Below are 2663 nucleotides of genomic sequence, written 5' to 3'. Positions count from 1 at the left end.
AAAGTAGGTTCAGAGCTAACCGCTTCAATCAAAAGGGTCCGCAATTGCAATTGCGGACCCTTTTGGCAACTACCGTACTACGTACGTATCGCTGATTAGTTTTTGGGTGATTTTATTCCTTCGAATTCAAGCGCCAGCATGATGAATGGTCCTACAGATTTGGGGTCGTTGTCGCGTTTGGCTTCCTTGATGTAGTATTCATACGTACCGTCGCGGTAGGGTGTTCCGCCCAGTCCGGCACCGGCGCAGGCATCGGTAATCACAACCTGACCGTCGGGCTGTGTTTTGATAAAATTGGCCAAAATTCCGTCGTAACCCTTCTGCGCTACGTCCATGTATTGTTTGTCGAGATAGCCTTTTTTGGCGGCTTTTGCCAGAAAATAGACAAACATGGTCGAGCCCGACGATTCCAGATAATTACCTTCTTTTTTGCCGACATCCATCACCTGATACCAGAGACCAGTTTTTGGGTCCTGATACGTAGCGAGGGTTTCCGCGAATTGCTGAGTGATGTCCAGAACCTGCTTGCGCTGTGGATGGTCGGTCGGAAAATACTCCAGTACGTCCACTAGCGTCATAGCATACCAGCCCATCCCCCGTCCCCACACATGTGGCGATTTCCCGGTTTCTTTACTGGCCCAGCGCTGCTCCCTACTTTCGTCCCAACCGTGATGATACAGGCCCGTTTTGGGATCTTTATTGTGTTTATCGATAAGAATGATCTGATTCGCTACGTCGGCAAACAGGTCGGGCTCGTTGAAGGTTTTTGCGTATTGCGCCAGAAACGGCGACGCCATGTACAGCCCATCGAGCCACATCTGATGCGGATAATGCTTTTTGTGCCAGAATCCGCCTTCGCTCGTACGTGGGTGCGTGCGCATCTGGCTACGTAGCAAGCGGATGGCTTTTTCGTATTTCGGATCATGCGTTTTCTCGTATAGGGCAAACAGGAACTTGCCGGGGTTGACGGCATCGATGTTGTATTGCTCCAGCTTATAGGTCTTTATCGTACCATCCGGATTGATCAAATCATCGGCGTATTCCTTAATGTATGCATAGTATTTTTCGTCGCCCGACTGCTTCCACAACGATTCGAGCGCACTACAAACCAGACCCTGGCAGTAGCCCCAGCGTGGCTCTTTCGAAAAATCGAGCATCCATCCTTTCGGATTACGGATCATATCCGAATCAGCCATACGTACCGCCCAGGGCGCATCCGCTGAAACCTGATCGGTACGTTGCTGGGCAAAAATCGATACGTTGACCAGGGTCATTAGTAGCGCAGTACGAATTTTACTTCGTATGTGTATCATTGTTTTATCCGTTTTCAGGCGATAATTAATTCGTTAGAGAGGGAACGGGTTCGACGCGGAACCAGTCGAAATCAGCATAGCCGGAGTCGTTAATTTGCGTGGTGCGGGTACAGAAAATCCCTAGTTTAGCTCCAATCCAGCGGCCTGCTTCGGCCTGAAATGGTTCGCCAGCTTTCGTAAAGCTTTGTCCGTCCAGACTGTAACTGAACTGGCATTTTGCATCGCCAACCACTTCGACTCGCAGATATACAGGCGTTCCGGCGTTGATTTTGGCAATAGCGGTTTCCTGTTCAGGCTTTCCATCTGATGCTTTTTTGCAGACGCCATACACCAGACTTACCCCCTCTTTGCTGCTTTTCAGAACAAGATTTGCGTAACTCATCCCCATGATAATCAAGCCTGTTCGCTCATTTTCCAGTTTCGGGTTTGGCTTGAACGTCACCTTCGTGGTCGCCATAAACCGTTCGGCCGGAAATTTCTGAAGCAACAGATTCGGTACGTCCCAGCTGTTTTTGGCATCGTCGGGTGTTTTGTAGGAATAAAGACGTAGTGTACTCTGCTTGCTCATGGTGTGCCAGATGCCTTTCGGGTTAGCCTGCCATTGCCATTGTAAACCTAACGTAGTGCCATCGAATTCGTCCGATTCGGGCGGTGAAGCGATGGGATACGTCTTGCCCACTGCCGGTTTTTTGTAAGTCAGCGCTGGCTCACCTTTTCCATCGCCGTCGGCATCCACGCCAATAACGGGCCAGTCGTTCACCCATTTCATCGGTTGCAGATGCACTACGCGACCATACGCTTCTTTATCCTGAAAATGCAAAAACCAGTCTTCAGACTTGCCATTAATCGGTGACGTATCGACCCAGGCGCCCTGATGCGGACCATTGATCGAGCTTTTTCCCTGATCCATCACCACTTTTCGTTCGTAAGGGCCGTAGATGCTTTTCGAACGTAGTACCAATTGCCAGCCCGTCGGCACACCACCCGCCGGAGCGAAAATGTAGTAATAGCCGTTCCGTTTGTAGAATTTCGGTCCTTCGATAGTTGGGTCGGTTTCGTGGCCGTCGTACACAATCACGCCTTCATCGACCACCTTTGAGCCATCGGCATTTAGTTTCTTAATGGTTATCACGCTTTTGATACCCGCCCGGCTACCCGCCCAGCCATGCACCAGATAAACCTGTCCGTTATCGTCCCAGAGCGGACATGGATCAATCAATCCTTTACCACCTTCCACCAGCACAGGTTCCGACCACGGACCCGCCGGATTTTTGGCTTTGGTCAGGTAAATACCGAAATCAGGATCAGGGTAATAAAGGTAAAACTCGTTGTTATGGTAACGTATCGCAG

The 2663-nt window shown here is 50.1% G+C and carries 2 protein-coding genes; both read right to left on the bottom strand.

Annotated features, from left to right (window positions below; all coding sequences use genetic code 11):
• Positions 1–95 precede the first annotated feature (95 nt).
• Entirely contained in the window at positions 96–1313 is a 1218-nt protein-coding gene (locus tag ACOJS8_RS14815) for a glycoside hydrolase family 88/105 protein (RefSeq protein ID WP_420149319.1), read from the bottom strand.
• Between the two features lie 25 nt (positions 1314–1338).
• A partial coding sequence (locus tag ACOJS8_RS14810; protein ID WP_420149318.1) for a glycoside hydrolase 43 family protein occupies positions 1339–2663 on the bottom strand: 1325 nt, incomplete at its 5' end.

Source organism: Spirosoma sp. (genome assembly GCF_048594605.1).
Classification (GTDB): Bacteria; Bacteroidota; Bacteroidia; order Cytophagales; family Spirosomataceae; genus Spirosoma.
This window is presented reverse-complemented; position numbering and strand designations above follow the sequence as displayed.

Coding starts and splice junctions, on each gene's coding strand:
- ACOJS8_RS14815 (WP_420149319.1), bottom strand. CDS start 1,313: ATGATACACATACGAAGTAAAATTCGTACTGCGCTACTAATGACCCTG.